Annotated in this window: 24 protein-coding genes; 11 read left to right on the forward strand and 13 right to left on the reverse strand. The window is 72.0% G+C overall.

Going from position 1 to position 23,616, the window contains the following annotated elements:
• Positions 1-2,565 carry a bifunctional FO biosynthesis protein CofGH gene (locus ACFYXK_RS21735; protein WP_389412604.1) on the forward strand — a complete coding sequence of 855 codons (2,565 nt, stop codon included), beginning with the start codon at positions 1-3 and terminating at the stop codon, positions 2,563-2,565.
• 61 nt (positions 2,566-2,626) lie between these two features.
• On the opposite strand, the gene ACFYXK_RS21740 is transcribed toward ACFYXK_RS21735, so the two are convergent.
• Positions 2,627-3,721 (reverse strand): tyrosine-protein phosphatase, encoded by a 1,095-nt coding sequence (locus tag ACFYXK_RS21740; RefSeq protein ID WP_389412605.1) that lies wholly within the window; start codon positions 3,719-3,721, stop codon positions 2,627-2,629.
• Between the two features lie 290 nt (positions 3,722-4,011).
• Here ACFYXK_RS21740 and ACFYXK_RS21745 point away from each other — a divergent pair, with 290 nt between their 5' ends.
• The 4 genes from ACFYXK_RS21745 (at position 4,012) to ACFYXK_RS21760 (ending at position 7,108) form a co-directional block, all read left to right on the forward strand.
• On the forward strand, positions 4,012-5,283 hold the full coding sequence (locus ACFYXK_RS21745; protein WP_389412606.1) for an ADP-ribosylglycohydrolase family protein: 1,272 nt from the start codon (positions 4,012-4,014) through the stop codon (positions 5,281-5,283).
• Positions 5,284-5,414: 131 nt separating this feature from the next.
• The gene (locus ACFYXK_RS21750; protein WP_383515032.1) at positions 5,415-6,275 is read left to right on the forward strand and encodes an LLM class F420-dependent oxidoreductase; all 861 of its coding nucleotides are present in this window, start codon (positions 5,415-5,417) and stop codon (positions 6,273-6,275) included.
• A gap of 60 nt (positions 6,276-6,335) precedes the next feature.
• Positions 6,336-6,581, forward strand: coding sequence for a hypothetical protein (locus tag ACFYXK_RS21755; RefSeq protein WP_389412607.1), 246 nt, complete (start codon positions 6,336-6,338; stop codon positions 6,579-6,581).
• Positions 6,578-7,108: a hypothetical protein gene (locus tag ACFYXK_RS21760; RefSeq protein ID WP_389412608.1), complete on the forward strand. Its 531-nt coding sequence runs from the start codon at positions 6,578-6,580 to the stop codon at positions 7,106-7,108. Before ACFYXK_RS21755 ends, ACFYXK_RS21760 begins: the two co-directional genes overlap by 4 nt.
• Before the next feature lie 34 nt (positions 7,109-7,142).
• On the opposite strand, the gene ACFYXK_RS21765 is transcribed toward ACFYXK_RS21760, so the two are convergent.
• Both ACFYXK_RS21765 and ACFYXK_RS21770 read right to left on the reverse strand, forming a co-directional pair.
• Positions 7,143-7,364, reverse strand: coding sequence for a hypothetical protein (locus tag ACFYXK_RS21765; protein WP_389412609.1), 222 nt, complete (start codon positions 7,362-7,364; stop codon positions 7,143-7,145).
• A gap of 66 nt (positions 7,365-7,430) precedes the next feature.
• Positions 7,431-7,880 (reverse strand): ATP-binding protein, encoded by a 450-nt coding sequence (locus ACFYXK_RS21770; RefSeq protein ID WP_389412610.1) that lies wholly within the window; start codon positions 7,878-7,880, stop codon positions 7,431-7,433.
• A gap of 126 nt (positions 7,881-8,006) precedes the next feature.
• Here ACFYXK_RS21770 and ACFYXK_RS21775 point away from each other — a divergent pair, with 126 nt between their 5' ends.
• The 3 genes from ACFYXK_RS21775 to ACFYXK_RS21785 all read left to right on the forward strand — a co-directional run bounded on the left by ACFYXK_RS21775 (position 8,007) and on the right by ACFYXK_RS21785 (position 10,846).
• Entirely contained in the window at positions 8,007-8,843 is an 837-nt protein-coding gene (locus ACFYXK_RS21775) for a Scr1 family TA system antitoxin-like transcriptional regulator (RefSeq protein ID WP_389412611.1), read from the forward strand.
• Positions 8,840-9,085, forward strand: coding sequence for a DUF397 domain-containing protein (locus tag ACFYXK_RS21780; protein ID WP_389412612.1), 246 nt, complete (start codon positions 8,840-8,842; stop codon positions 9,083-9,085). Before ACFYXK_RS21775 ends, ACFYXK_RS21780 begins: the two co-directional genes overlap by 4 nt.
• A gap of 1,362 nt (positions 9,086-10,447) precedes the next feature.
• Positions 10,448-10,846, forward strand: coding sequence for a VOC family protein (locus ACFYXK_RS21785; protein ID WP_389412613.1), 399 nt, complete (start codon positions 10,448-10,450; stop codon positions 10,844-10,846).
• Between the two features lie 4 nt (positions 10,847-10,850).
• Here ACFYXK_RS21785 and ACFYXK_RS21790 read toward each other — a convergent pair whose 3' ends face one another.
• Entirely contained in the window at positions 10,851-11,645 is a 795-nt protein-coding gene (locus tag ACFYXK_RS21790) for a DUF4239 domain-containing protein (RefSeq protein WP_389412614.1), read from the reverse strand.
• 7 nt (positions 11,646-11,652) lie between these two features.
• Entirely contained in the window at positions 11,653-12,084 is a 432-nt protein-coding gene (locus tag ACFYXK_RS21795; protein WP_389412615.1) for a winged helix-turn-helix transcriptional regulator, read from the reverse strand.
• A 58-nt stretch (positions 12,085-12,142) separates the two neighbouring features.
• Here ACFYXK_RS21795 and ACFYXK_RS21800 point away from each other — a divergent pair, with 58 nt between their 5' ends.
• Both ACFYXK_RS21800 and ACFYXK_RS21805 read left to right on the forward strand, forming a co-directional pair.
• Entirely contained in the window at positions 12,143-12,754 is a 612-nt protein-coding gene (locus ACFYXK_RS21800) for an NAD(P)-dependent oxidoreductase (protein WP_389412616.1), read from the forward strand.
• Complete coding sequence (locus tag ACFYXK_RS21805) at positions 12,751-13,239, forward strand: nitroreductase/quinone reductase family protein (RefSeq protein WP_389412617.1); 489 nt, start codon at positions 12,751-12,753, stop codon at positions 13,237-13,239. Before ACFYXK_RS21800 ends, ACFYXK_RS21805 begins: the two co-directional genes overlap by 4 nt.
• 5 nt (positions 13,240-13,244) lie before the next feature.
• On the opposite strand, the gene ACFYXK_RS21810 is transcribed toward ACFYXK_RS21805, so the two are convergent.
• The 7 genes from ACFYXK_RS21810 to ACFYXK_RS21840 form a co-directional block, all read right to left on the reverse strand.
• Entirely contained in the window at positions 13,245-13,532 is a 288-nt protein-coding gene (locus tag ACFYXK_RS21810; RefSeq protein ID WP_389412618.1) for a hypothetical protein, read from the reverse strand.
• Between the two features lie 100 nt (positions 13,533-13,632).
• Positions 13,633-15,219 carry an APC family permease gene (locus ACFYXK_RS21815; RefSeq protein ID WP_389412619.1) on the reverse strand — a complete coding sequence of 529 codons (1,587 nt, stop codon included), beginning with the start codon at positions 15,217-15,219 and terminating at the stop codon, positions 13,633-13,635.
• Positions 15,220-15,479: 260 nt separating this feature from the next.
• Entirely contained in the window at positions 15,480-16,952 is a 1,473-nt protein-coding gene (locus tag ACFYXK_RS21820; RefSeq protein WP_389412620.1) for an aldehyde dehydrogenase family protein, read from the reverse strand.
• Positions 16,949-18,688: an amidohydrolase family protein gene (locus ACFYXK_RS21825; RefSeq protein ID WP_389412621.1), complete on the reverse strand. Its 1,740-nt coding sequence runs from the start codon at positions 18,686-18,688 to the stop codon at positions 16,949-16,951. The genes ACFYXK_RS21820 and ACFYXK_RS21825 overlap by 4 nt, the downstream gene beginning before the upstream one ends.
• A gap of 151 nt (positions 18,689-18,839) precedes the next feature.
• On the reverse strand, positions 18,840-19,961 hold the full coding sequence (locus ACFYXK_RS21830; protein ID WP_383520833.1) for an LLM class flavin-dependent oxidoreductase: 1,122 nt from the start codon (positions 19,959-19,961) through the stop codon (positions 18,840-18,842).
• A 117-nt stretch (positions 19,962-20,078) separates the two neighbouring features.
• Positions 20,079-20,864 (reverse strand): SDR family NAD(P)-dependent oxidoreductase, encoded by a 786-nt coding sequence (locus tag ACFYXK_RS21835; protein ID WP_389412622.1) that lies wholly within the window; start codon positions 20,862-20,864, stop codon positions 20,079-20,081.
• Between the two features lie 18 nt (positions 20,865-20,882).
• Positions 20,883-21,830, reverse strand: a complete 948-nt coding sequence (locus ACFYXK_RS21840; protein ID WP_389412623.1) for an LLM class F420-dependent oxidoreductase — start codon at positions 21,828-21,830, stop codon at positions 20,883-20,885.
• A 184-nt stretch (positions 21,831-22,014) separates the two neighbouring features.
• On the opposite strand from ACFYXK_RS21840, the gene ACFYXK_RS21845 reads away from it, so the two are divergent.
• Positions 22,015-22,671, forward strand: coding sequence for a hypothetical protein (locus ACFYXK_RS21845; protein ID WP_389412624.1), 657 nt, complete (start codon positions 22,015-22,017; stop codon positions 22,669-22,671).
• Here ACFYXK_RS21845 and ACFYXK_RS21850 read toward each other — a convergent pair.
• On the reverse strand, positions 22,643-23,599 hold the full coding sequence (locus tag ACFYXK_RS21850) for a L,D-transpeptidase family protein (RefSeq protein ID WP_389412625.1): 957 nt from the start codon (positions 23,597-23,599) through the stop codon (positions 22,643-22,645). The two genes, ACFYXK_RS21845 and ACFYXK_RS21850, sit on opposite strands and share 29 nt — an antisense overlap.
• Positions 23,600-23,616: the final 17 nt, after the last annotated feature.

Genomic DNA, 23,616 nt, shown 5'->3' on the forward strand with positions numbered 1-23,616 from the left:
ATGACGACTCCGACCGAAAACGCGATGCGCCGCGCGCTCAGGCGAGCCCGCGACGGCGTCGCGCTCGACGCGACCGAGGCGGCCGTACTCCTCCAGGCGCGCGGCGCGGACCTGGAGGACCTCGCCGCCTCCGCCGCCCGGGTCCGCGACGCCGGCCTCGCGGCCGCCGGGCGGCCCGGCGTCATCACGTACTCGAAGAGCGTGTTCATCCCGCTGACCCGGCTGTGCCGCGACAAGTGCCACTACTGCACCTTCGCGACCGTCCCCGGCAAGCTCCGCCGGGCGGGGCACGGGATGTACATGTCGCCCGACGAGGTGCTCGACATCGCCCGCCGCGGCGCCGCGCTGGGCTGCAAGGAAGCGCTCATCACGCTGGGCGACAAGCCCGAGGACCGCTGGCCCGAGGCGCGCGAGTGGCTCGAGGCACAGGGGTACAGCGACACGATCTCCTACGTGCGGGCCATCTCGATCCTGATCCTGGAGGAGACGGGGCTCCTGCCCCATCTGAACCCGGGTGTGATGTCGTGGGCCGACTTCCAGCGGCTCAAGCCGGTCGCGCCCTCGATGGGCATGATGCTGGAGACCACGGCCACGCGGCTGTGGTCCGAGCCCGGCGGCCCGCACTTCGGCTCCCCCGACAAGGAGCCGGCCGTACGGCTGCGGGTGCTGGAGGACGCCGGGCGCTCCTCCGTGCCCTTCACCTCCGGGCTGCTCATCGGGATCGGGGAGACGTACGAGGAGCGCGCCGAGTCACTGTTCGCGCTGCGCCGCGTCTCGCGCTCGTACCACGGCGTGCAGGAGCTGATCATCCAGAACTTCCGCGCCAAGCCGGACACGGCGATGCGCGGCATGCCCGACGCCGAGCTCGACGACCTCGTCGCCACGGTCGCCGTCGCCCGGCACATCATGGGCCCCTCCGGCTGCCTCCAGGCGCCGCCCAACCTGGTCGACGGGGAGTACGCCCGGCTGATCCGCGCGGGCATCGACGACTGGGGCGGCGTCTCGCCGCTGACCCCCGACCACGTGAACCCCGAGCGGCCCTGGCCGCAGATCGACGTGCTGGCCGAGCAGTCCGCGGCGGCCGGCTTCGCGCTGCGCGAGCGGCTCTGTGTGTACCCGGAGTTCGTGCAGCGCGGCGAACCGTGGCTGGACCCGCGGCTGCTGCCGCACGTACGGGCCCTGGCCGATCCGGAGACCGGCCTCGCGAACCCGGACGCCGAGGTCGTCGGCCGTCCCTGGCAGGAGCCGGAGGAGGGCTTCGCCTCGTACGGGCGCACCGATCTGCACGCCGCCATCGACACCGAGGGCCGGACCTCGGACCGGCGCGAGGACTTCGACCACGTCTACGGGGACTGGGAGGCCCTGCGCGAGGCGGCCGCCCCCGGCATGGTCCCCGAACGCATCGACACCGACGTACGGGCGGCGCTCGCGCAGGCCGCCGACGATCCGACGAAGCTGAGCGACGCGCAGGCGCTGGCGCTGCTGCACGCGGACGGGCCGGCGCTGGACGCGCTGTGCCGGATCGCGGACGACCTGCGCAAGTCGGTGGTGGGCGAGGACGTCACGTACATCGTCACGCGGAACATCAACTTCACGAACGTCTGCTACACCGGCTGCCGCTTCTGCGCCTTCGCGCAGCGCCGTACGGACGCCGATGCGTACACGCTGTCGCTGGAGCAGGTCGCCGACCGGGCCGCCCAGGCCTGGGACGTGGGCGCGGTCGAGGTGTGCATGCAGGGCGGCATCCACCCGGACCTGCCGGGGACGGCTTACTTCGACATCGCGCGCGCGGTGAAGCAGCGGGTGCCGGGGATGCACGTGCACGCGTTCTCGCCGATGGAGGTCGTCAACGGCGCGACGCGGACGGGGATGTCCGTGCGGGAGTGGCTGACGGCCGCCAAGGAGGCCGGGCTGGACTCCATCCCGGGCACGGCGGCGGAGATCCTGGACGACGAGGTCCGCTGGGTGCTGACCAAGGGCAAGCTGCCGACGGCGGACTGGATCGATGTCGTCACGACGGCGCACGAGCTGGGGATCCGGTCCTCGTCGACCATGATGTACGGGCACGTGGACCAGCCGCGGCACTGGCTGGGGCACTTCCGCACGCTGGCCCGCATCCAGCAGCAGACGGGCGGTTTCACGGAGTTCGTGACGCTGCCGTTCATCCACACCAACGCGCCCGTGTACCTGGCGGGCATCGCCCGGCCCGGCCCGACGGTCCGCGACAACCGTGCCGTCACCGCGATGGCCCGGATCCTGCTGCACCCGCACATCACCAACATCCAGACGAGCTGGGTGAAGCTGGGGGCCGAGGGCGCGGCCGAGATGCTGCGGTCCGGGGCCAACGACCTCGGCGGCACCCTGATGGAGGAGACCATCTCCCGGATGGCGGGGTCGAGTTACGGCTCGTACAAGTCCGTACGGGACCTGATCGCCGTCGCGGAGGCCGCCGGGCGGCCCGCGAAGGCCCGTACGACGCTGTACGGGGAGGTGCCGCAGGAGCGGCAGCGGGCGGCGCGCGCCTCGGACGGGCACCTGCCGGAGCTGCTGCCCGTGCTGGACTGAGGGGAGTACGTACGAAGGCCCGGCCGGGAGCGCTCCCGGCCGGGCCTTCGTCGTGCCGGGATCAGCCGACGAGGAGGTCCTTCTTGAGCTGCTTCAGCTCGCGGGCGTCGATGCCGAGCCCGTCCTTCAGGTAGCGGTCGAAGGTGCCGTACTTCGCCTTGACCTCGTCGTAGCCGGAGTTCAGGTACTCGGGGCGCACGTCGAGCATCGGCTTGTAGACGGCGGCCTGCGGGGCCGGCAGGTGCGACAGGACGGCGTCGTTGGCGGCCTTGCGGTAGTCGTTGCTGGCCAGGTAGTCGGCCATGACGGTGTCGCCCGGCACGCCGAGGGCGGTCAGCAGGGAGGCGTTCGCCCAGCCGGTACGGTCCTTGCCCGCGGTGCAGTGGAAGAGGACGGCGCGGTCGCGGTCGCGCTCCAGGCCCCCGAAGACCTGGCCGTACGCCTTCTTGCCGCCCTCGCCGCCGACCATCGCCTTCTCGGCGTCGACCATGGCCTTCACCGCCTCGTCCGGCGACTTCGGCAGCGTCTGGAAGGAGCCGGAGCCGGCGAAGACGTCGGCGACGGTGTACTCGGCGCCGGCCGGGACCTTGTCGGGGGCCGTGGTGCGCTCGCTCTCCATGCGGAGGTCGAAGACGGTCTTCACGCGCAGGCGCTGGAGCTTGGCCAGGTCGGCCGCGGTCAGCTTGTCGAGGGCGTCGGAGCGGTAGACCTCGCCCATCTTGACCCACTGGCCGGTGGTGGTGCGGTAGCCGCCCGCGTCGCGGAAGTTGACCGCCCCCTCCAGCTTGATCAGGCGGTCGGCGAGGCGCAGGCCCTCGCCGCGGTCGGGCCGGAAGTCGAACCACTGGCGGTCGGCTGCGGGCAGCCCCGACACCACGGCGGTGCCCTCGGCGCCGCCCTTGGCGACGACCTTGCCGTTGGCCTTGATCTCGACCCGCTTGGCGCCCTGGGCCTTCCACTTCAGGGTGAACGCACCGTCGGCGCCGGCCGTGACGGTGGCCTCGGTGAAGGGTATGGCGGTCCGGCTGTGGTGGTGGCCGGTCCAGGGGAGGTCCCAGCCGGTGCCGGCCGGGGCGGCGGTGGCGGCGGGGGCTGCGACCAGGGAAGCGGTGAGCGCGGAGGCGACGACGGTCGCGGCGAGGAGTGCCTTCTTCATGCCCTCGAGGCTGTTGGCCGCCGAAGAACTCTGCATGAACGAGACATGGCCGAAACCGACCGGCTCCAAGGCGAGTGGCAAAACGTGCCACTTGTCGATCAAGGCGCGCCACCTGCGCTTCTGCCGACCCTTTCCGACCGGATGTGAACGAGATGTCTACAGGTCGCTGCGCGCATTCCGGCCTTTCTGCACCCGCGTACGCGTCACTGGACCGCCTCCCTCCGGATTCGATCGGACGTGTCCATTACAGTGCGCGCCAGAGCATGCCGGGGCGGGGCAGGGGGATCGCGATGGACCGCACGACGACCGAGAAGCCGGCCGGAGAACACCCGGCACCGGCCGGGCCCGGCACCGGGGCACGACCCGGCGAGCCGCTCGGCGCACGCTCCGGCGGGACCCTCGGCGGACGCTCCGGGACCCTCGGCGGGCGCTCCGGCGCGGCCGTGGGGCTCTGGGGGCGCGCCGAGCAGCAGGACTTCCGCAGCCGCGTCCGCGGCACCCTCCTCGGCTCCGCCCTCGGCGACGCCTTCGGCGCCCCCCTCGCCGACCTCCCCCTCGACGCCGTACGCGAGGCGCACGGCCCCCAGGGCCTGACCGAGCCCGCCCCCGCGTACGGGCGCCGCGGCACGGTCACCGCCGCCACGCAGCTCACCCTGTTCACCGTCGACGGGCTGATCCGGGCCCACGTCCGCCGGGACACCGGCGCCTGGCACCCGCCCACCGACATCCACCGCGCACACCTGCGCTGGGCCGCCACCCAGCACGACTGGGGCCCCGACGAACGCCGCAAGGACAACGGCTGGCTCGCCCGGCAGGAATGGCTGTACGCCCGCCGCGGCCCCGCGCGCGCCTGCATGACCGGCTTCGCCGACGACGTCCTCGGCACCCTCGACCGGCCGAAGAACCCCACCGCCCGCGACGCGGCCGCCGCCACCCGTTCGGCCCCCTTCGGCCTGCTGGTCGGCTGGGATCCCGCCCTCGTCCTCCAACTCGCCACCGAATGCGCCGCGCAGAGCCACGGCCACCCCGCCGCGTACCTCTCCGCCGGGGCCTTCGCCGTCATCGTCCACGGCCTCACCCGCGGCGACTCCCTCGACGCGGCCATCCAGCGCACCCTCGGCCTGCTCGGCGCCCGCCCGGGCCACCAGAACGTCACCGACGCCCTCCAGCGCGCCGTCGCAGCGGTCCCGCAGGGGCCGCCCACACCCGAGGCCGTCGCCTCCGTCACCGCGGGCGAGGACCCCGACGGTGGCGGTGGCGCCGAGGACGCCCTCGCCGTCGCCGTCTACTGCGCCCTGGTCGCCGAGGACGTCGCGCACGGCCTGCGCCTCGCCGTCAACCACGGCGGCGACTCCACCGCCGCAGGCGCCCTCTGCGGCGCGCTGCTCGGCGCCCTCCACGGCGAAACCGCCCTCCCGGGCGCCTGGCTCGCGGACCTCGAAGGCCGCGCCACCCTGCTGGAAATCGCCGACGACTTCGCCCTCGAGATGACCCAGGGCCCCACCCTGCACGGACCGGCGGTCCCCGCCTCCGGCTGGCCGGCCCGCTACCCCGTCGGCTGACGCCCCCTCAACAATCCGACCCGCAGGCCGTAGCGTGACCTTCGCCGGTCCCGGGCGCCACGGACCACCCGTACGCCAGGGGGAACCCGCACACCCGGACAGCCCGAAGAGCCACGGAGGTGCCCTCAGCCATGCGGATCGCCACGACCATCTTCCTGACCGACCACACCGTCTCCCCCGTCCGCCTCGCCCGCTCCCTCGAGGAGCGCGGCTTCGCCGGGCTCTACCTCCCCGAACACACCCACATCCCGGTCAGCCGCGACACCTCCGCGCCCATGGGCGGCGAGCTCCCCGAGATGTACGGGCGCACCCTCGACCCCTTCGTCGCCCTGGCCCAGGCCGCCGCCGTCACCGAACGCATCACCCTCGGCACCGGCATCACCCTGGTCGCCCAGCACGACCCGATCGACCTCGCGAAGCGGATCGCCACCCTGGACCACCTCTCCGGCGGCCGCTTCACCCTCGGGATCGGCTACGGCTGGAACGTCGAGGAGGCCGCCGACCACGGCGTCGAGTGGCGCACCCGCCGCGAACTGGTCCGGGACCGGATGGCCCTGATGCGCGCCCTGTGGGCCCCGGAACCCACCGCGTACGTCGGCGAGTTCTCCTCCGTCCAGGCCAGCGCCGCCCACCCCAAGCCGGTCCAGCCCCCGCGCGAGCTCGGCCCCGGCCACCCCCTGCACGGCCCCCGCACCCTGATCGGCGGCGCGGCCGGCCCGAAGCTGTTCGCCGCCGTCGCCGACCACGCCGACGGCTGGCTCCCCATCGGCGGCGGCGGGCTCTCCGAGTCCCTGCCGGTGCTGCGCCAGGTCTGGGAAACCGCGGGCCGCGACCCGAAGAACCTCCAGGTGGTCCCGTACGCGGTCCAGCCGAACCCGGGCAAGCTCGCCCACTACGCGGACCTGGGCATCGAGGAGGTCGTCCTCCAGCTCCCGTCGGCGAAGGAGGCCGAGATCCTCCGGGTCCTGGACGACTTCGCGCAGTACCTCTAATTCGGTCGACGCGGGCGGACGGCCGGCCCCACGATGGCCCCCGAAAGGGGGCTGATCCACTTGCCGGGCCAGCAAAAGCGCAAACGAAGCCGGGAACGCGCCCACCGCCGGGCCGCAGCCGTACCCGGCCACTGGGAACCGCTGTTCTCCACGCAGGTGCACGCGGAGATGAAGGAGTACATCCGCCACCTCTACACCGAGCGCGAGATCGCACCCGAGTGCGTACGGATCGACCAGTTCTGCGGCCGCCTCACCCATCCGACCACCTACCAGGTGAGCATCTTCGTCCCGGAGGGATCCGCATGAACCACCAGTGGGAGAGCCTCCCGGCCGGCATCCGAGAACAAGCTGACGGGTACGTCCTCCAGGACCGCCTGATGTACGCGGTCCGGACCGTCCGGGAGGCGGGCCGCGCCCAGGGCCTCGGCCTGAACGAGGCCCAGGACCTGATCGCCGCCCGCTACGAGCACTTCGGAGACCGGGTGGCCCGCACCCCCGACTCGCCGGTCGACCTCGACTCCCTCGCGGCCCGCGCCGCCGGCCTCCCGGGCCGCGTGGTGGCGGTCGAGGCCGTCTGGGACGGCGACACCGTCCACGACTGGTTCGTGGAGCTGCTGGCCATCACCGACGCCCCCGCCGGGGAGCACCGCCTGGCTACCATCTACTGGGGCACGGCCGTCCGCGCCCTCGGCGACACCGTTTCGGGCCCCCTCGACCCGCATGCCGCCCTGGCCACCCGGGCGGGCTCGGCCCTCGCCACCCACCTCGGCGTCCCGTTCCACTTCGCGAGTCCGGCCAAGCCGGACGACGAGGCCCCCCGCTGGCGTCCCTGACGGGGCGGCGCGGCGCGCTCTCCGCGCCCCGCCGTCACCCGACGCCTCGCGGATCGGGCACCGGGCCGTAGTCCGCATCGTGGTCCGCAGTCAGCGCGTCGAGCAGTTCGGGGTCGGAGTGGACCTCGGCCGTGTGCTGCCATGCGACGAGCAGTTGGGCGACGGACGCACGGCTGCCGGCCGAGTCAGCGGCGCGCAGGGCGTCGACCAGTTCGACAGCGAACGCACGGATGTCGGGCTCGGGGAGGAAACGCACCCAGGGAAACACAGCCGACAGTACTGCCGAGGAGCGGCTCCACACCGCCAGGCTCCCGCCGCTCCATCACCCGCCAGAGGGATGACGGGCCGCCCCGAGGGCCAGCTCGGCCCAGACCGTCTTGCCGATCACGCGGTCCGTGACCCCCCAGTCGACGGCGACGGCATCGACGATCCGCAAGCCGTAGCCACCCTCGGCCTGGTACGCGTGCGGTTGCACGACGGGCCGCCGCTCCCGCCGGGCATCGGACACCTCGATCCGGAGCACGCCCTCGAGGAGCGTCAGCTTGAGCTCGAAGTCCCGCCCGGCGGCGCGCCCGTGGATCACGGCGTTGGCGGTGAACTCGGCGACGATCCGCTCCGCGTCCTCGGACAGGGGGCTACGGTGCGGGATCCCCCAGTCGTGCAGCTCGCCCATGGCGAGACACCGCGCGAGGCGGGCCCCGCGCCGGGTGCTGCTGAAACGCTGAGTGAACACGCGTACGAGGGTCTGGGCGGGGCCAGAGGGTGCGGTCATGGGAGCAACGTGCCGGGTGGACAGGGCAGTTCCCAGAAAGCCGACCGCTACTTTTCATCTGTACGAGTTCACGCTCTGGACAGTGGCGGTCACCGCCCGTGAACCTGAACGCGGGAGGTGACCGCGATGGTGAGTCACGAAGAGAACGGTGACGGCGAGGTCGAACCGGACAGCGACCTGCGCAACTTCGGGGAAACCGTGAAGGCCTTCCGCAAACGCGCGGAGCTCACCCAGGAGCAACTGGCCGAGCGGGTCGGGTACTCGGTCCAGTACGTCGGCTCGGTCGAACAGGGCCGCCGACACCCGTCCGTGAAGTTCGTGAACCGGTCGGAGGAGGCGCTGGACGCCTTCGGCGTCATCCGTATCGCCGCGAGGCGGCTGAACCGCAAACGAGGACTGGCGACGTGGTTCAAGAGGTGGGCGGAGCTGGAGCAGGAGGCAAGCGCTCTCGACACTTACGAATGCCGCTCGGTTCCAGGACTGTTACAGCCTGAGTCGTACGCACGTGCGCTGATAGGAGACGTTCTGCCGCTCCCCACCCAAGAGGAGGTGGAGGCCCGCGTCACCGCCCGCCTGGAGCGTCAGCAAATTCTCCATCGCACTCCGTACACGATCTTCAGTTTCATCCTCGACGAGATCGTGATCGAGCGACAGACCGGCGGACCGGAGGTGACGCGTCAGCTGATCGACCACTTGGTGGAGTGCGCACGGCTACCAAACGTCGACCTGCAGATCATGCCGAAGGTAAGCCCCCACCACGCGGGCCTCGGTGGCCCCTTCTGCCTCCTCGAAACCGAGGACAACGAGTGGCTGGGCTACAGCGAGGGGCAGCAGTCGGGCCGGGTTCTATCTGACCCAAAAGACGTCAGCCTCCTCCATCGGCGGTATGCCAAACTTCGTATCCAGGCCCTCAATCCGGCGGACAGCACGGGCCTGTTGATGCGAATGCGAGGATCCCTGTGAACAGCTCTCCGTTGCGGTGGTTCAAGAGCAGTTACAGCAGCGGTGACGGCGACAACTGCGTGGAGGTCGCCCTCTCCTGGCACAAGTCGACGTACAGCGGAAGCCAGGGCGACGACTGCGTCGAGGTCGCGGCATGCGCCGACGCCGTCCACATCCGGGACTCGAAGCTGGCGGCGAGCCCGGAACTGGCCGTGCACCCGACGACCTGGACTGCCTTCCTCGGCGGGATCACCGGAGCCTGAGCTCCGGCCCGACGGCGTCGGAAGAGGTGCCGGGGGCTGCCCGTCAGTCTCACTGTCCTTCCGTGTCGTGCCGGTCCCTCAAGGGCGCTCCTTCGTCGCGTCGCTACGCGATGGCCTACGGCCACCCTTGACCGACCGGCCCGCCCCGGAATGCCAAAGACTGTCGGGAAGCCCCCGAAGGAACGGCATGGGGGACAGATGCGCAAACGGGCCCATCAGAGATGCCCGACCCCGCCTCCCGGTCAGCCGCAGCCCGCCCACCAGGACCACCAAGCCCAGCCGGTCATGGTGAAGCCTCCCCCAAGGGCCCATAGGCACCCCTTCCGGGTCCGGGCAGGGTCAACCTGCACCGAACAGCGAAGAGATGGCCATGCAGTGCCGACTGCCCCGTGGACGCATCGAATCGCTACGCGCTCCGCCCGGCTTGGCGTCCTCGCCCCGCCTTTGGCTGGGCATAAGCCGCCCACGACCGGCCGAGGCCCGTCCAGGCATGCGACTGCGGGTCGTTTGCCCCTTTTGCGCGCCAGTTGAGCACCAGAAGACGCCCTACCGGAGTGAGAGGCTGAGAAGACCGGCATCAGGCTCCGTCTGGCCCTCTTTTCGCCGCATATGGCGTGCAGGCGCGCGAGAAGCTGCCCATGGAAGTGTCTGGGCGGTCTATGTCCAGCCCCGGACGGCCGCCGGACGCCGAGCAGAGAGAAGCGCGTAGCGATCGGGGGCGTGTGCGGGCCCACCCCTCACCCCATCGTCATCCCTTCGCTGTCTGGTGCAGGTTGACCCTGCCTGGACCCGGAAAGGGCTTCCTCTGGGCCCTTCAGGGGACCGTGCCCTCCCCCTGGCCCCGTCACCGGCCGGGATCGCTGGTCCTGGTGAGCTGGGGGCGGATGGGCAGGGGCTGCCGCTCGGGATCTCTGATGGGCCCTCATCGGAACATGAACCCCCTGACCGTTCCTTCGGGGGCTTCCCGGCAGTCTTATGGCATTCCGGGGCGGGCCGGTCGGTCAAGGGTGGCCGAAGGCCATCGCGTAGCGACGCGACGAAGGAGCGCCCTTGAGGGACCGGCACGACACGGAAGGACAGTGGACTGCCGGGAAACCCCCGGACACTCCCCCGACCCCGGACGCGGGGATCCCGCCCCTGGTGCCCCGGTCGGCCCTCCCGACACCGAGTACACAGACCCCGACCCTTGTGCCCCGGTCGGCCCTCCCGACCCCGCGCACACAGACCCCGACCCTTGTGCCCCGGTCAGCCCTCCCGACCCCGCGCACACAGACCCCGCCCCCGGACTCCCCGCCCGCCCTCCCGACCCCGAGTACACGGGCCCCGCCTCCCCACCGCCCCGCCCCCTCGTACCCTCACCGCATGATCACTTCAGGTACCCACGTCCGCATCGCCCGGCCCTCCCTCGACCTTGCCGCCGCCGAGCGGTTCTACGTCGACGGGCTCGGGCTCGGCGTCCTGTGGCGGAGCACCGACATCGCGCCCGGGGAGCACGAGCTGGTGATGGTCGGCCCCGTCGGCGGGGGCTGGCATTTCGAGCTCACCCGGGACCCCGAGAACCCCGTCGCGCCCTCCCCCACCGTCGACGACCTGTTCGTCGTCTACCTCGGCGCAGCCCCCGACGAGGCCCTCGTCCAGCGGCTCGTCGAGCACGGCGGGACCCGGGTCGCCGCGCACAACCCGTACTGGGACGAGTACGGGGTCACCGTCGCCGACCCCGACGGCTACCGCCTCGTGCTCTGCTCCCGCACCTGGGGCTGACGCTCTAGGAGGCGGGCCAGAACCGGGCCAGCGCCGCCTCCTTGTACGGGGCCGGGGTCACGCTCAGGTCGCCTGCGAACGGGCGGTCCAGCGCCATCACCAGCAGCAGGCTGAAGCCGATCAGCCCCGCCACCGCCGAGACGAACAGCAGCTGCATCTTCAGGCTGCGCAGCCCGAACAGGAACGTGAGCGGGAGGATCACCAGAGCGCCCCCGTACACCAGCACCTGGAGCAGCACCGGCAGGGACGTTTCCGCCATCGTGATGCGGGCCCGGCGCTGCGCGGCGACGTCGTTGAGGCGGCCGGCGGCCTCCCCGTAGAAGGTCTCGCTGCGGGCGCCGGTGGGCTCGTACGCCTGGAGGGCCTGGTACAGCCCGTGCGTCTGCTCGGCGGTGGCGTCGTAGCTCGGCCTGCCCGCGCGCATGAGCGGCCACTGGGTTTCGACGACGGCGTGCACGTAGTCGCCCACCGCCCGCTCCACGCGGGCGCGTTCGGCCGGCGGGAAGGCTTCGGCGCTGCGGACGACGAGGGCGAGGTCGGTGGCCTCGGTCGCGACGACGGTCTGGGTGTTCTCCAGCTGGGTCCAGAGCGTGACGACGACGAAGGCGAGGATGATGCCGTAGATCGCGCCGAACATGCCGAGGGCGACGCCGACCATCTCGTTGTGCTCGCCGCCGGCCAGGTGCGGGAAGCGGCGGCGGGCGGCGAGGCTGCCACCCACGGCGAGGGCGACGAAGCCGCCGACGAGGAGGACGCCGAGGGTGAACGTGCTGAAGGTGTTGAGCAACCAGAGGATCATGGCCTGCTCAACGATCGACTCCCGCCGAGGGTCCGACCGCGAGCCCCGTCTCCCGGGCGTCGATGAGCTCGTCCCAGTGCTCGCGCGTCCAGTCGCACGCCGCGTCCAACGGGCCCAGCAGGCCGCGGCCGAGCGGGGTGAGGGCGTACTCGACGCGGCGCTCCGGCGGCGCCTGCTGCGTCCGCACGACGAACCCGTCGCGCTCCAGGGCGCGCAGCGACTGGGTGAGGGACTTGGACGTGATGCCGGGCAGCGGGACCTTGAGTTCCGAGAAGCGGCGGGGCCCGCCTTCGAGGCAACGCAGGATCATCGAGGCCCACTTGTCGCCGATCCGGAACGGGACCAGTGGGGACGGACAGACGGGGTCGAACATCTCCGGGTCCAGCGGCTCCCGTTCCGGCTCCGGTTCTCGTTCTCGTTCTCGTTCCGCTTCACGCATGATCCACACGGTAGGCCGGTATCCGATCGGTAACCAGGCCCTTTCCTAGGGTCGCCCCATGACGAACAACGGCAGGGGAATCAAGGTCATCGTGTTCGGCGCCCGCGGGCGGGTCGGCCGGGCCGTCGTGGCCGAGGCGCGGGCGCGCGGGTACGAGGTCACGGAGGCGGGGCGCGGCGACGGGGACCTCACTTCGGCGGCCGAGGTGGCGCGGCTGGCGGCGGGGCACGATGCGGCGGTCGTGGCGGTGTACGACGCACAGGCGGCTCCGGGGGTGTTCTTCCCGGCGGTGGCGCGGGCGCTGGCGGCGGGCCTCGGGGAGGCGGGGGTCGGGCGGCTCGTGTCGGTCGGGCTGGCCTCCGTACTGGCCACGCGGTCGGGGGCTGCGCTGATGGACACACCGGGGTATCCGCAGGAGTGGCGGGAGTTCTACGTCGGCCACGGCGCCGGGACCGATGCCCTGCGGGCGGCTGCGCCGGCGGGGCTGGACTGGGCGGTGCTGAGCCCGGCCGGGGACTTCGCTCCCGACGGGGAGCCGGGAGGCGGCTACGGGTTCGGCCCGGCCGACGCCGCCGGCCGGATCACGCACGCCGACTTCGCCCGGGCGGTACTGGACGAGGTCGGGACCCCGACGGTCCACCGCGCGCACGTGGGGGTGACGGCGGCATGACGGCCGGTGCGACCCGCCCGGCCGACGCGGCGGACGACGCCACGGGCACCGGCGCGACGGCCACCGACAGCCCGAACCCCTGGGTCGCCGAGCACATCCGCCGCTTCGAGGAGACCGCCGGGCAGCCGCGGCCGGGCATCTCGGACCTGCTGCTGACCACGCGGGGGCGGCGGTCCGGGCTGCTGCGGCGCACGGCGCTGGCTTACGTACGGGACGGGGAGGGGGAGGGTGCGGCCTACGTCCTGACGGCGTCGAACGCGGGCGCCGACCGGCACCCCGCGTGGTACCTGAACCTGGCGGCCGACCCCGCCGTCACGCTCCAGGTCGGGACCGGTACCTTTCCGGCGATCGCGCGCCGGGCCACCCCGGCCGAGGCGGAGCGTCTGTGGCCGGTGGTGGTGGCGGCGATGCCCTCGTACGCGACCTACCGGGCGGCGACGGACCGCGAGATCCCGCTGGTGCTGGTCACCCGTACGGGCGCCTAGCCGCGTCAGCGGATCGCCGGGGCCTTCGGCAGCCCCTGCAGGGCACCGCCCGCGCCCGCGAGCGAGGTGTCGGTGGCCTTGGTGGCGGACCCGGCGGCGGAGGCGGTCACGGCGACGGCGGTCTTCGTGTCCTGCACGGCCTGGCCCGGGTGGTTGGCGATGTCGCCGACGCGGTGGGCGAGCGGGGCGGCCGCCTCGAGGGTGGGTCCGTCGGCGTGGGCGGCGACGGGGGTCAGGGCGAGGGCCCCACCGGAGAGGACCAGGGCGGCGAGGCTGCGCTTCATGGCGTTCATGCCGTGCAGAACGACCCGCCCCGGCCCCGGTCACCGGGCACGCCCACTTTGGGGTGACGGTCCGGGCTCAACGGCGCCCGCGCAGTGGTCCGGGGCCGGGTCAGTCCTCGGCCAGCAGGGCCGGGGTGGACTTCGTCAGGATCTCGCCGCGGAAGAAGGCCGGGCTGCGGCGTTCCGTGACCAGCATGATCACCAGGCCGAGGGCCAGCAGGCCGACGCCGATGACGAAGACGCTGCCGACGCCGAGGACGGTGGAGCCGGAGCCGTACGAAGGGTTCCACATGTCGATCAGCGTCTTGAGGAAGACGGCGGCGAGCAGGAGGCCGCCGAGGACCGGGAAGACGCCCTTGAAGAACAGGTCCCGCGCGGAGCGGCGCAGCTCGCCGCGGAAGTACCAGGCGCAGGCGAAGGCCGTCAGGGAGTAGTAGAAGCAGATCATCAGGCCGAGCGCGAAGATCGTGTCGGTCAGGACGTTCTCGCTGACGAGGGTCATCACGGTGTAGAAGGCGCCGGTCGCGGCGCCCGCCATGACGGTGGCGCGGCCCGGGGTCTTGAAGCGCGGGTGGACCTTGGCGTAGGAGGCCGGCAGGGCCTCGTACGTGGACATGGCCAGGACGGTGCGGGCGACCGGGATGAACGTGGTCTGGAGCGAGGCGGTCGCCGAGGCGAGGACCGCGACGAAGAGCAGGATGCCGAGCACCGGGCCCATGACCGGCCCGGCGAGGGCGGCGAAGACGTTGCCGGAGGTCTCCGGGTTGCCGAGGCCGAGGCCGGTGGTGCCGGAGCCGACGGCCATCTGGGCGGCGATGCCGGTGGCCAGGTACGAGCCGACCAGGACGACCATCGCGATGAGCGAGGCGCGGCCGGGGGTCTTGGCGGAGCCGGTGGTCTCCTCGTTGGTGGCCAGGCAGGCGTCCCATCCCCAGTACATGAAGATCGAGAGGGAGAGTCCGGCGGTGAAGGCGCCCATGGACTCGACCGCGAAGGGGTTCATCCACTGCCAGGTGAAGTCCAGGCCGGTGCCGAAGGCGCCGGCGCCGGCCGAGGCCTTCTGGAAGGCCATCGCGACGAAGATGGCGAGGACCGCGAGCTGGAGGCCGACCAGGGTGTACTGGACGCCCTTGGTGGCGGTCATCCCGCGGTAGCTGATGGCGGTCGCGGCGGCGATCAGGGTGAGGCAGGTGGCGATGTGGACGAGCTTGTCGTCGTCCAGGGCGGCGATCGACGGATTGCCCGTGATCTCGCCGGCCAGCAGCCAGAAGTAGGAGGTGGCGACGCCGGCCAGGTTGGAGAGCACGATGATCGTGGCGATCACCAGGCCCCAGCCGCACATCCAGCCGATCCGCGGGCCGAAGGCCTTCACGGTCCAGGTGAAGGAGGTGCCGCAGTCGGGCACGGCCTTGTTGAGCTCGCGGTACGCGAAGGCGACGAGCAGCATCGGCAGGAAGCCGGCCAGGAAGACCGCGGGCATCTGGACGCCGACCTCGCCGGCGGTGGAGCCGAGGGTCGAGGTCAGGCAGTAGACGGGGGCGACGGTGGAGATGCCGATGACGGCGCTGCCCACCAGGCCCACGGAGCCCTTGCCGAGGCCCTTGCCGCGTACGGCGCCGTCGCCGTCGCCGCCCTCGCCGCCGGCGGCGCCGCTCACTGTCTCTCCGACCCGAGGCCGTACGTCCAGCTGTGTCATGAGTCAGGACGTTAGAGGCTGCGTTTTCCATATCCGGAGGGATTGAGTCCGAGCGGCTACCGGCGGGAACACCTTCGAATCCAGAGCTTACGACTGTTCATTAACCTGTAATGAAAGGTTCATGCGCGCGTCCGCCCCCTGCTCAACAGGGAGCGGACAGCCCGTTCCGGAATGCGGAAACCGCAGCGGTACCCCTTTTATACCGCTTTGAACTTTCCCGTGTGACCTGGATCTCAGCCCTCAGCCCGCCCGGACGCCTTTCACGTCGTCCAGACGATCGACTGCATCTCGCTGTACGCGTGCAGCGCGTACGAGCCCACGTCCCGGCCGACGCCCGAGCGCTTGAAGCCGCCGAACGGGGCCTCCATGTTCCGGCCGATCGTGTTCACGCCGACCCCGCCCGCCCGCAGCCGGCGCGCCACCCGGAAGGCGCGCGCCGCGTCCCCGGACCACACGTAGCTCAGCAGGCCGAAGTCGCTGTCGTTGGCCAGGGCCACGGCCTCGTCCTCGCCCCCGTCGAAGGGGACGACCACGACCACCGGGCCGAAGATCTCCTCCCGGACCACCCGCATGTCGTTCGTGCAGTCCACCAGCAGCGTCGGCGCCACGTAGAAGCCGCGGCCGTCCCCCACCACCGGGCGCTCGCCGCCGTGCGCGATGCGCGCGCCCTCCTTGCGCCCGAGCTCGACGTACGACTCCACCCGGTCCCGGTGCGCCGCCGAGATCACCGGGCCCACCACGGTGCCGGCCACCGCCGGGTCGCCGACCTTCATGAAGGCCAGGTAGCCGGTCAGCTTCTCCACCAGCTGCCCGTACACCGACCGGTGCACGATCACCCGGGTCGGAGCCGTGCAGATCTGGCCGGAGTAGAAGGAGAAGGTGGTGCCGATCCCCATCACGGCCGCGTCCAGGTCGGCGTCCTCGAAGACGACCGCCGCGCCCTTGCCGCCGAGCTCCATCAGCTGCCGCTTCATCGAGCGGCCGCAGACCTCCGCGATGCGCTGCCCGACGCCCGTGGAGCCGGTGAACGACACCATGTCCACGTACGGGGAGTCCACCGCGGCCTCGCCGACCTCGACCGAGGCGCCGCAGACCACGTTCACCACGCCGGCCGGGGCGCCCGCCTCGTGCAGGGCCTCGGCCATCTTGAACACCGACAGCGGGTCCTGCGGGGCCGGCTTCACCACCACCGTGTTGCCCATGGCCAGCGCCGGGGCCACCTTGCCCGCCGGATTCGCCCACGGGTTGTTGTACGAGGTGATGCAGGTGACCACGCCGACCGGCTGGCGCACCTCCAGCGCCCCCAGGACGCTCGCCTTCCCCATCGGGCCGGCCTCGGTGACCTGCGGGGGCAGCCCGCGCTCCACCGGCTCCAGCGCGCCCTTCGCGTACCGCCGGAAGCGCGCGACCCCGACCCCGACCTGCATCCCGCGCGCGATGCCGGCCGGTGCGCCCGTCTCGGCGCGGGCCAGGGCCGCCCACGGCTCGTACTCGCGCTGCATGATGTCCGCGGCCCGGTCCAGGACCGCCGCCCGCTCCTCGGGAGTGGTACGGGACCAGGTCTCGAAGGCCTCCGCCGCCGCGCGCGCCGCCTCCTCGACCTGGGCGCGCGAGGCCTCGGGCGCGAGCCCGACCACCGATTCGTCCGCCGGGTTGACCACCTCGTAGTGCCCGGCGGCCGGTTCCACCCACTCGCCGCCGATGTACAGCCTCTGCTGCAGGGGCTCGCTCAACGGGTGCTCACCGTCCTGGTGTCGCGGCCGGAGCGGAGCACGATCCCGGGGATCGCCCCCGTGACCTGGTCGTCGCGGATGGTCTCCACCCCGTTGACGCGTACGGACACGATCCCGATCGCGCGGGCGTCCAGCCGCGGGCTGTCGCCGGGCAGGTCGTGCACGAGGGTCGCCGGTCCGGCCTCGATCCGCTCCGGGTCGAACAGCACCAGGTCCGCGTGGAACCCCTCGGCGATCCGGCCCCGCTCGCGCAGTCCGAACAGCTGCGCCGGGTCGTCGGTGAGCATCTTGACCGCCTGTTCCAGCGGCACCAGCTTGCGGCCGCGCAGGCAGTCCCCGAGGAAGCGGGTCGTGTACGGGGCCCCGCACATGCGGTCCAGGTGCGCGCCGGCGTCGGAGCCGCCGAGCATGACGTCCTCGTGCTGCCAGGTCTCGGCGCGCAGCGCCCAGCTCGCCGGGTCGTTGTCGGTGGGCATCGGCCACAGCACGGTACGCAGGTCGTCGTTGGCGCAGATCTCGACGAGGCACTGGAAGGGGTCCTGGCCGCGCTCGGCGGCGATGTCGTTCACGACCCGGCCGGACAGGCCCTCGTTCTCCTTGCTGTACGTGTCCCCGATGACGTAGCGGCCGAAGTTGGCCAGGCGCCGGAAGACCCCGGCCTCCTTGCTGTCGGCGCGGCGCAGCATCTGCGCCCGTACGTCGGCGTCGCGCAGCTTCGCGATCCGCTCGGGCACGGGCAGGGCGAGGATCTCGCCCCAGCCGGGGATCAGGTTCAGCGCGCAGAAGGTGCCGAGGGACATGTTCATGGGGGTGAGGATCGGCATGGTCAGCGCGACGATGCGGCCGCCGGCCTTGCGGGCGCGCTCGCTCGGTATCAGCTGGCGCGGGACCCGTTCGGGGACGGCGGCGTCGATGGTGAGGACGTTCCAGTTCAGGGGGCGCCCGGCCGCGGCGCTCATGTCGACGAAGAGGTCGATCTCCTCGTCGGCGAACTGGTCGAGGCAGCCGGCGACGATGGCTTCGAGCTGGGTGCCCTCGTGTTCGGCGACGGCCTTCGACAGCGCGATGAGCTCGGCGGGCTCGGCGTGGCGGGAGGCCACGGGGGCGCCGTCGCCGTCGGAATGGGTGGCGGACTGGGTGGTGGACAGGCCCCAGGCGCCGGCGTTCATGGCGTCGTGGAAGAGGTCGAGCATCTGCTGCATCTGCTCGGGGGTGGGCTGTCCGCCGACGGCGTCGGCGCCCATGACGTGCCGGCGCAGGGCGCAGTGGCCGACCATGAAGCCGGCGTTGACGGCGATCCGCCCTTCGAGGGCGTCGAGGTACTCGCCGAAGCCGGACCAGGTCCAGTCGACGCCTTCCTCGAGGGCCTTGAGGGCCATGCCCTCGACCTTGCTCATCATGCGGCGGGTGTAGTCGGCGTCCTCGGGGCGGTCCGGGTGCAGCGGGGCCAGGGTGAACCCGCAGTTGCCGCCGGCGACGGTGGTGACGCCGTGGTTCATGGAAGGGGTCGCGTACGGGTCCCAGAACAGCTGGGCGTCGTAGTGCGTGTGGGGGTCGACGAACCCGGGGCACAGCACGAGCCCGTGCGCGTCCTCGCCGGTCCGGGCCTCTTCGGTGACGGTTCCCGGCGGGGCGATGACGGCGATCCGGCCGTCCCGGATCCCGACGTCGGCGGTGAACGCGGGGCCGCCCGTCCCGTCCACGACGGTGGCTCCCTTGATCAGGTGGTCGAGCATGACTCCCCTTCTGCGTTGCGGAACGTGGTGCGGTGCGCGCCGTCGTCCCGGGGCTCCGCCCCGGACCCCGCGCCCCGGCCGGTGGCCGCCCGGCCGGGGCTGGTTTCGGGACGGCGGTCCGGGAAGACGCCGCCCCTGTTCCCCCGCCGGGTCAGACGGCCTGGCGGAAGCGGGTGGTGCGGTGGACCGGGTCCGTGTCGATCTTCGGGATCACGTGCTCGCCGATGAGCTTGATGGTGGTCATCGTGTCCTCGTACGAGACGCCGGTCGGCAGGCCGAACGACAGCTGGTCGGCGCCCGCCTGCTCCCAGCGCTTGCACTGTGCGAGCACCTCGGACGGGTCTCCGCAGATCAGCAGTTCCTCGGCGATCAGCAGCTCGATGATCTCCGCGTTGTACTCGGGGAGCGTCTCGGGCCACTGCGGGATCGCCTCGGGGCGCGGGAAGGTGTCGTGGTAGCGGAAGACGAGCGACTGGAAGCGGTTCATGTTCGCGTTGACCGCGATCTCCACCGCCTTGTCGTGCGTCTCGGCGCATATCGCGGTGGAGGTGACCATCACGTTGTCGTTGACGAACGCGCCGATGGCCTTGGCTTCCTGGATGGCCGTCTTGTACTGCTCCAGCACCCACTCCATGTCGGAGACCTTCTGGACGCTGAACCCGAGGACGCCGAGGCCCTTCTTCGCGGCCATCGCGTACGAGGAGGGGGAGCCGGCGGCGTACCACATGGCGGGGTGGGCCTTGCCGTACGGCTTGGGGAAGATCTTCCGCGGCGGCAGCGACCAGTGCTTGCCCTGGAACCCCTCGTACTCCTCCTGGAGGAACATCTTGGGGAACTCGGCGATGGTCTCTTCCCAGATCTCCTTGGTGTGGTTCATGTCCGTGATGCCGGGCAGGAACCCGAGGATCTCGTGGCTGCCGGCGCCGCGGCCGGTGCCGAACTCGAAGCGCCCCTTGGAGAGGTGGTCGAGCATGGTGACCTTCTCGGCCACCTTGACCGGGTGGTTCACGGGGGCGAGCGGGTTGAAGATGCCGGAGCCGAGGTGGATGCGCTCGGTGGCGTGGGCGAGGTAGGCGAGGAACACCTCGTTCGCCGACAGGTGCGAGTACTCCTCCAGGAAGTGGTGCTCGGAGGCCCAGGCGTACTTGAAGCCGGACTTGTCGGCCTGGATGACGTACTCGGTCTCCTCGACCAGCGCCTTGTGCTCTGCCTCGGGGTCGACCTTGGACCGCGCCTCAGGCACGTATCCCTGCACGAAGAGCCCGAATTCCAAGGGGGTTCACCGTCCTTTGATTTCTGACGTGTCGTCAGATTCGATGAGTCGACTGTTCCACCGCGGAAGCGGGAGCGTCAATACCTGACGCTCCATCAGATGAGGTGGGCGGGAGATCTAGAGGATGCTGACGCCCGCCATCCAGCCGCCGTCGATCACGAACGGCTGGCCGGTGATGTACGAGGAGTCCTCGCTGCTCAGGAACAGGGCCAGCCTGGCGACCTCGTCGGGCCTGCCCACCCGCCCCATCGGCACGACCCGCCGGTAGAGCTCCGCCATCGCGTCCCGGGCCTCGTCGCTCATGTTGGCCGGGTCCAGCAGGCCGGGATTGGCCATCGGGGTGTCCACGGCGCCCGGGCACATCGCGTTGACCCGGATGCCCTTGGCGGCGAGCTCCAGCGCGGCCACCCGGGTCAGGCCGACGATCGCCGCCTTGGTCGCCGCGTACGAGCCGACGTACGCCATGCCCGTCAGGCCGGTGTACGAGGAGGTGTTGACGATGGTGCCGCCGCCGGCCGCCTCGATCTCGGGGGCGACGGTCTTGATGCCGAGGAAGGCACCGACCTGGTTGACCTGGACCAGCTGCTGGAACTCCTCCAGCGGGGTGGAGACCAGCTCGTTGAAGCGCAGGATGCCCGCGTTGTTGACCAGGCCGTCGATCGGGCCGAAGGCCTCCTTGGCGGCGGCCACGGCGGCCGCCCAGTCCTCCTCCCGGCTCACGTCCATCCGTACGTACCGGGCGCGGTCCTCGCCTATCTCCTTGGCGACGGCGGCGCCCTGCTCGTCCAGCACGTCGCCGAGGAGCACCTTGGCGCCCTCGGCGGCGAAGAGGCGGGCCTCCTGCTCGCCCTGGCCGCGCGCCGCACCCGTGATGACGACGACGCGCCCGTCCAGCTTGCCCATGTGTTGCCCCCTGAAGGCCTAGTCGTTGAGGAGCGGGCCGACCTCGGCCCCGAAAGCGGTGATCTGGTCGGTCAGTTCGGCCCGGTCGCGGCTGCGGAAGCGGACCTGGATCTGGTCCACGCCGAGCGCCCGGTACTCGCGCAGGGACTCGGCGAGCGACTCCGCCTTGCCGGTGAGGGTCCGGCGGCCGGTGTCCCAGCCGGGCTCGCCGACGTACAGCGCCTCGGTGATCGCACCGAACTCGATGGGGTCCGCGACCCCGGCCGCGGCACGGAGCTCCTTGATCCGGGCGATCTGGCCCGGCAGCTTGTCGCGCGGGTCCCCTTGCGGGAGCCAGCCGTCGCCGCGCACGGCGGCCCGGCGCACGGCGGCGGGCGAGGAGCCGCCGACCCAGACGGGGACGCGGGACTGGGCGGGACGGGGCAGCTGGCCGAGGTCCTTGAAGGAGAACAGCCCGCCCTCGAACTCCGGGTACTCCTCGGGCCCGAGGGCGGCGCGCAGCGCGTCCAGGGTCTCGTCGAGGACGGCCCCGCGGCGGGCGAAGTCGGCGCCGAGGACCTCGAACTCCTCCTGCACGTGGCCCGCGCCGACGCCGAGGATCAGCCGCCCGCCCGAGAGGTGGTCGAGGGTGGCGTACTGCTTGGCGCTCAGCAGCGGGTGGCGCAGGCCCAGGATCGCGACGTGGCTCAGCAGCCGTACGCGCTCGGTGATCCCGGCGAGGAAGGCAAGGGTGGCCACCGGGTCGTACCAGACGGTGCTCATGGGGCCGGCGAGCCGGCGCGGGATGGCCACGTGGTCGCAGGTGGCGACGTACCCGAAGCCGGCCCGGTCGGCGGCCCGCGCCACCTCGGCCAGGTCCGCGGCGGTGGCCGCGGCCTCCCAGGGTTCGGCGTAGATGGTGCTCTGCGACTGGATCGGGAGCTGCATCCCGTAGACCAGCCGGCCCTCCGCAAACACGCGCGCCATGCCGCCACCGCCTCCGCTTCGTCTTCGACCGTCGCCTGCGGCTGCCGATGTCGCGACCCGTCGGCGCCGGGGGCCATCGTCGTAGCTGACGGACCGTCAGGCAAGGGGTTCGACCCGGCCACCCGCCGGGTGGGCCGTGCGCAGGGGATGTGTGAACGGGGGTGCGTTGACTAGGGTGCCGCGCGTGGATCTCTTTCTGACGCTGGTCAGCGGGGTGGCGTGGACCGTCGTGTACATCGAGGCGATCCGGGTCGGGCTGCGGGACCGGACATACGCGATGCCGGTGGCCGCGCTCGCGCTGAACTTCGCGTGGGAGGTGACCTACGCCGCGGGCGAGTTCGCGACCGGGATCTCCGCGCAGGGGGTCGTCAACGTCGTGTGGGCGGTCGCCGACGTCGCGATCATCTGGACGTACCTGCGCTTCGGTCGCGCCGAGCTGCCCGAGTTCGTGACGCCGCCGCTGTTCGCGGCGTGGAGCGCACTCGTGTTCGCCACCGGCTTCGCCGTGCAGTGGCTGTTCGTCGCGCACTTCGGGACGCACGATGCGAGCCGGTACTCGGCGTTCCTGCAGAACCTGCTGATGTCCGGGCTGTTCATCGCCCTCTACGCCGACCGGCGCGGGCCGCACGGGCAGTCCCTCGTCATCGCCGTGGCCAAATGGCTGGGGACGCTCGCCCCGACCCTGCTCTTCGGGGTCCTCGAGGACTCGCCGTTCATCCTCGGGCTCGGCGTCATGTGCAGCGTCTTCGACCTGGCGTACATCGGGCTGCTGCTGCGCGGGCGCGCCGCACCACCGGTCGGCGACCGGCCGGTCAGAAGCCTGCCGGTCCCATCACGATGACCGGCTTCGCCGCCGGGTCCAGGGTGGCCAGGAGCTTCTTCATGGCCTCCTTCGAGATGCCGATGCAGCCCTGCGAGGGGCCGTCGTGGTCGACGTGGAGCCAGATGCCGCCGCCCTTGTCCTCGCCCTCCGGCTTGAACAGGTCCAGCGGGGAGACCCCCGTCCGGCGGTTGTAGTCGATCGCGACGACGTACTCGAAGGCGCCCGCGAGGGACTCGCCGTTCACGCCCCGGCCGGTGGGGACGAAGAGCCGGTTGTGGTCGTACGGGAACTTCGTTCCCGGCGGCTTCGGCAGCAGACCGCCGGCGTCGGACAGGGTGAACACGCCCACGGGGGTGGTGAGGTCCCCGTCCTCGCGTTCGACGGACGACCAGCCGTTGGCGCCGTTGTGCGCGGGCCAGCTGCCGGCCCGCACCCATGCGGCGCCGGCCGCCGGCCGGGTGTAGAGGGACGCCGTGGACTCCGAGGAGTCCCTCGCCTTGCCGGCGACCAGGAGCAGCTGGCGGCTGGCGGCCGGGATCTTGGCCAGGGTCTCGTCACTGACGTCGGCCAGGCCTTGGGCGGGGTCGTCCGGGGCTGCGGAGGCCCCGGGCGCTCCCGGGGCTCCTGAGGCTGCGGGGGCTCCGGGCGCTCCGGGCGCTCCGGGCGCTCCGGGCGCTCCGCGTACCCCGCGGGTGGCGCGGGGTACGCCGGCGGGGCTGGTGGGGTTGGTGGGCTTGTTGGCGCCGACCGCACCGGCCGCTTCCCTCGGGCGGTCGCCGCTGCGGGCCTGGGTCGTGGCGCCGGAGTCGTCGCCCTGGGCCGTGTACACCCATCCGGCCCCGAAGGCCAACAGGCCCAGGGCGGCTGCGACGGCCACCCGTCGGGGCGAGCGGATGGCGCGGGACGTGCGGGAACTGCTGGAGCGGTCGCGGGGGTGCTTGCTCATGCCTCCGACGGTACACA

The organism is Streptomyces sp. NPDC002209, assembly GCF_042890265.1.
Taxonomy (GTDB): Bacteria; Actinomycetota; Actinomycetes; order Streptomycetales; family Streptomycetaceae; genus Streptomyces.

Excerpts from the sequence above, each read along its gene's own strand:
- ACFYXK_RS21735 (WP_389412604.1), top strand. The coding sequence starts at position 1 with ATGACGACTCCGACCGAAAACGCGATGCGCCGCGCGCTCAGGCGAGCC.
- ACFYXK_RS21740 (WP_389412605.1), bottom strand. The coding sequence starts at position 3,721 with ATGAAGAAGGCACTCCTCGCCGCGACCGTCGTCGCCTCCGCGCTCACC.
- ACFYXK_RS21745 (WP_389412606.1), top strand. The coding sequence starts at position 4,012 with ATGGACCGCACGACGACCGAGAAGCCGGCCGGAGAACACCCGGCACCG.
- ACFYXK_RS21750 (WP_383515032.1), top strand. The coding sequence starts at position 5,415 with ATGCGGATCGCCACGACCATCTTCCTGACCGACCACACCGTCTCCCCC.
- ACFYXK_RS21760 (WP_389412608.1), top strand. The coding sequence starts at position 6,578 with ATGAACCACCAGTGGGAGAGCCTCCCGGCCGGCATCCGAGAACAAGCT.
- ACFYXK_RS21770 (WP_389412610.1), bottom strand. The coding sequence starts at position 7,880 with ATGACCGCACCCTCTGGCCCCGCCCAGACCCTCGTACGCGTGTTCACT.
- ACFYXK_RS21775 (WP_389412611.1), top strand. The coding sequence starts at position 8,007 with ATGGTGAGTCACGAAGAGAACGGTGACGGCGAGGTCGAACCGGACAGC.
- ACFYXK_RS21785 (WP_389412613.1), top strand. The coding sequence starts at position 10,448 with ATGATCACTTCAGGTACCCACGTCCGCATCGCCCGGCCCTCCCTCGAC.
- ACFYXK_RS21790 (WP_389412614.1), bottom strand. The coding sequence starts at position 11,645 with ATGATCCTCTGGTTGCTCAACACCTTCAGCACGTTCACCCTCGGCGTC.
- ACFYXK_RS21795 (WP_389412615.1), bottom strand. The coding sequence starts at position 12,084 with ATGCGTGAAGCGGAACGAGAACGAGAACGAGAACCGGAGCCGGAACGG.
- ACFYXK_RS21800 (WP_389412616.1), top strand. The coding sequence starts at position 12,143 with ATGACGAACAACGGCAGGGGAATCAAGGTCATCGTGTTCGGCGCCCGC.
- ACFYXK_RS21805 (WP_389412617.1), top strand. The coding sequence starts at position 12,751 with ATGACGGCCGGTGCGACCCGCCCGGCCGACGCGGCGGACGACGCCACG.
- ACFYXK_RS21810 (WP_389412618.1), bottom strand. The coding sequence starts at position 13,532 with ATGAACGCCATGAAGCGCAGCCTCGCCGCCCTGGTCCTCTCCGGTGGG.
- ACFYXK_RS21815 (WP_389412619.1), bottom strand. The coding sequence starts at position 15,219 with ATGACACAGCTGGACGTACGGCCTCGGGTCGGAGAGACAGTGAGCGGC.
- ACFYXK_RS21825 (WP_389412621.1), bottom strand. The coding sequence starts at position 18,688 with ATGCTCGACCACCTGATCAAGGGAGCCACCGTCGTGGACGGGACGGGC.
- ACFYXK_RS21835 (WP_389412622.1), bottom strand. The coding sequence starts at position 20,864 with ATGGGCAAGCTGGACGGGCGCGTCGTCGTCATCACGGGTGCGGCGCGC.
- ACFYXK_RS21840 (WP_389412623.1), bottom strand. The coding sequence starts at position 21,830 with ATGGCGCGCGTGTTTGCGGAGGGCCGGCTGGTCTACGGGATGCAGCTC.
- ACFYXK_RS21850 (WP_389412625.1), bottom strand. The coding sequence starts at position 23,599 with ATGAGCAAGCACCCCCGCGACCGCTCCAGCAGTTCCCGCACGTCCCGC.